The sequence below is a fragment of the Streptomyces triticirhizae genome, from assembly GCF_003696235.1.
Lineage (GTDB): Bacteria > Actinomycetota > Actinomycetes > Streptomycetales > Streptomycetaceae > Streptomyces > Streptomyces triticirhizae.
Map to the genome: position 1 here is coordinate 1 of NZ_RFFJ01000342.1, position 3,076 is coordinate 3,076.

At 76.9% G+C, this 3,076-nt stretch carries 2 protein-coding genes; both read left to right on the plus strand.

The window, feature by feature from the left end; genetic code table 11:
- The coding region (locus tag EBN88_RS29340) for a DEAD/DEAH box helicase (protein WP_147472905.1) at positions 1–2,411 on the plus strand (2,411 nt) is incomplete at its 5' end.
- 17 nt (positions 2,412–2,428) lie between these two features.
- On the plus strand, positions 2,429–3,076 hold a 648-nt coding region (locus tag EBN88_RS29345), incomplete at its 3' end, for an SWIM zinc finger family protein (protein ID WP_456114811.1).

The window sequence follows — 3,076 nt, forward strand, 5'->3', positions numbered from 1 at the left end:
CGCTGCTGCCGCGCCCCTCCGAGCTGTTGCGCGCGTTCCTGGACGCGGTCGCCGACGGCCTGCCGCGCACGCCGGCCGCCGCGCTGGCGGCCGGCTCCCCCGCGTTCGCGGCCGGGGAGCCGGTGCGCGTCCCGGAGCGGCGGGACTGGGCGAGCGAGGTCGCGGCGGGACACGACGCGGGCGTTGGGCTCTCGCTCCGGATGGAACTGCTGGAGCCGCCGACCGGTGACGGCGCGGGCGCCCGGTTCCGCGCGGTGCTCCAGGCCCACAGCCTGGCCGACCCGACCGTGGTGGTGGACGCGGCGGCGCTGTGGTCGGACGAGGGGCCCGGCGCCGAGCACTTCGGTCCTGGCGCGCGGCGGGACGCGCTGCTCACGCTGCGGCGGGCCGTCGCCGCGTGGGAGCCGCTCTCCCCGTTGCTGACCGCCGCCGTTCCCGACGCGGTGGAGCTGGCGGACGACGAGGTGGCGCAGCTGCTGGGCGAGGCGGCGTCCCGGGCGCTGGAGGGCGCGGGCGTGCCGGTGCACTGGCCACGCGATGTGGTGCGCGGGCTGACGGCCGAGGCCGAGATCGGCCAGGACGAGGGGCCGGCTCGCGGCGCGGCGCCCGGGCTGCTGAGCCCCGGCGCGCTGCTGGCCTTCCGGTGGCGGTTCACGGTGGGCGATGTGCCGTTGACCCGCGCCGAGTTGGACCGCCTGGCGGAGGCCGGGCGGCCCCTGGTGCGGCTGCGCGAGCAGTGGGTGCTGCTCGATCCCGAGGCGTTGGCCCGCGCCCGGCGGCGGCAGGACACCAAGGTGACGGTGGGCCAGGCGCTCAACGCGGTGCTGACCGGCGACACCGAGGTGGACGGGGAACGGGTCGCGGCGCGGGCCACCGGCTGGCTGGCCGAGCTGCGCGAGCGGCTGGCCGATCCGGAGCGCACCGACGCCGAGCCCGTCGCGCCGCCGCCGGCGCTGCGGGCCACGCTCCGCGACTACCAGCGGCGCGGCCTGGACTGGCTGCACCGGATGACGTCCCTGGGCCTGGGCGCCTGCCTGGCCGACGACATGGGGCTGGGCAAGACGGTCACCTTGATCGCGTTGCATCTGCACCGGCAGCGCGTGCCGGGGACGGCGGGGCCGACGCTGGTGGTGGCGCCCGCCTCGCTGCTGGGCAACTGGCAGCGGGAGATCGGGGCCTTCGCGCCGGGCACCCCGGTGCGGCGCTTCCACGGCAGCGAGCGGGAGCTGTCCGAACTGGCGCCCGACGCCTTCGTGTTGACCACCTACGGCACGATGCGGCAGGACGCGGCGCGGCTGGCGGAGGTGGAGTGGTCGCTGCTGGTGGCGGACGAGGCGCAGCAGGTGAAGAACGCGTTCTCGGCCACGGCCAGGCAGCTGCGCACCATCCCGGCCGGCGCCCGGGTGGCCTTGACGGGCACGCCGGTGGAGAACAACCTGTCCGAGCTGTGGGCGATCCTCGACTGGGCGACGCCCGGGCTGCTCGGTTCGCTGCCCGCGTTCCGTCGGCGGTTCGCCGACGCGGCCGAGGACGGCGGGGACCCGGCGGCGACCGAGCGGCTGGCCCGGCTGGTGCGGCCGTTCCTGCTGCGCCGTCGGAAGTCGGACCCCGGGATCGCGCCCGAGCTGCCGCCCAAGACCGAGACCGACCGGGCCGTGGCGCTCACCCCCGAACAGGCGGGCCTGTACGAGGCGGTGGTCCGCGAGGGGCTGGCCGACGTGGCCGGCAGCGCGGGGGTGGCGCGGCGCGGAATGGTCGTCAGGCTGCTGACCTCGCTCAAACAGATCTGCAACCACCCGGCGCAGTACCTCAGGGAGGAGCGGCCACGGCTGGCGGGGCGTTCCGGGAAGCTGGAGGCGTTCGAGGAGCTGGTGGACGCCATCGTGGCGGGCGGCTCCAGCGTGCTGGTGTTCACCCAGTATGTGCGGATGGCCCGGCTGTTGGAGGCCCGGCTGACCGAACGCGGCGTGCCGAGCCTGCTGTTGCACGGCGGAACGCCGGTGGCGCGCCGGGAGGAGCTGGTGCGGCGGTTCTCCGAGGGCGAGGCGCCGGTCTTCCTGTTGTCGCTGCGGGCGGCCGGCACCGGGCTCAACCTCACCAGGGCGGAGCACGTGGTGCACTTCGACCGCTGGTGGAACCCGGCCGTGGAGGCGCAGGCCACCGACCGGGCGTACCGGATCGGCCAGGACCGGCCGGTTCAGGTACACCGGCTGATCGCGGAGGGCACCGTCGAGGACCGGATCGCGGCGCTGCTGCGGCGCAAGCAGGCGCTGGCCGACGCGGTGCTCGGGGGCGGCGAGGCCGCGTTCACGGAGTTGAGCGACGCGGAGCTCGCGGAGTTGGTGACCCTGCGCCGGGAGCCGGCGGAGCCGGAGGCGGAGCGCGACGTGTCACGTGGGAGCGGTCGATGAGGGAGGACGGTCGATCGATGGACGAGAACGCCGAGAACGCCACCGACGAGGTGGTGCTGGCGCCGCTGCCGCCGGCGCGGGGCCGGGGCTTCGCCGACACCTGGTGGGGCCGGGCCTGGCTGAGCGCCCTGGAGGACGGCGCGTTGGACAGCGAGGGGCTGCGGCGGGGCCGGCGGCACGCGCGGGCCGGCGCCGTCGGCGCGGTCTCGGTGCGGCCGGGCCGGCTGACGTCGGTGGTGCGGACCACCGGCGGCGACGCGCGACGGGCCGATGTGCTGCTGCGCCCGTTGACGGAGGCGGAGTGGGACCGGCTGTTGGGCACGGCGGCGCGGGAGGCCGGCCATCTGGCGGCGCTGCTGGACGCCGAGCTGCCGCCCGCGCTGGTCGCCGACGCCTCGGCGGCCGGCGTCGAGCTGCTGCCGGGCATGGGCGAGTTGGAGCCGACCTGCGAGTGCGGCGAGTGGGACCACTGCGCGCACACGGCGGCGCTGTGCTACCAGACGGCGCGGCTGTTGGACGCCGATCCGTTTCTGCTGCTGTTGCTGCGCGGGCTGGGGCGGGCCGAGCTGCTGGCGCGGCTGCGGCGGCGCAGCACCGCGCCCGCGCGGGAGGCGGGGCCGGCCGGGGTTCCGGCGGCCGAGGTCTACGCCGGGGCCGCCTCGGCG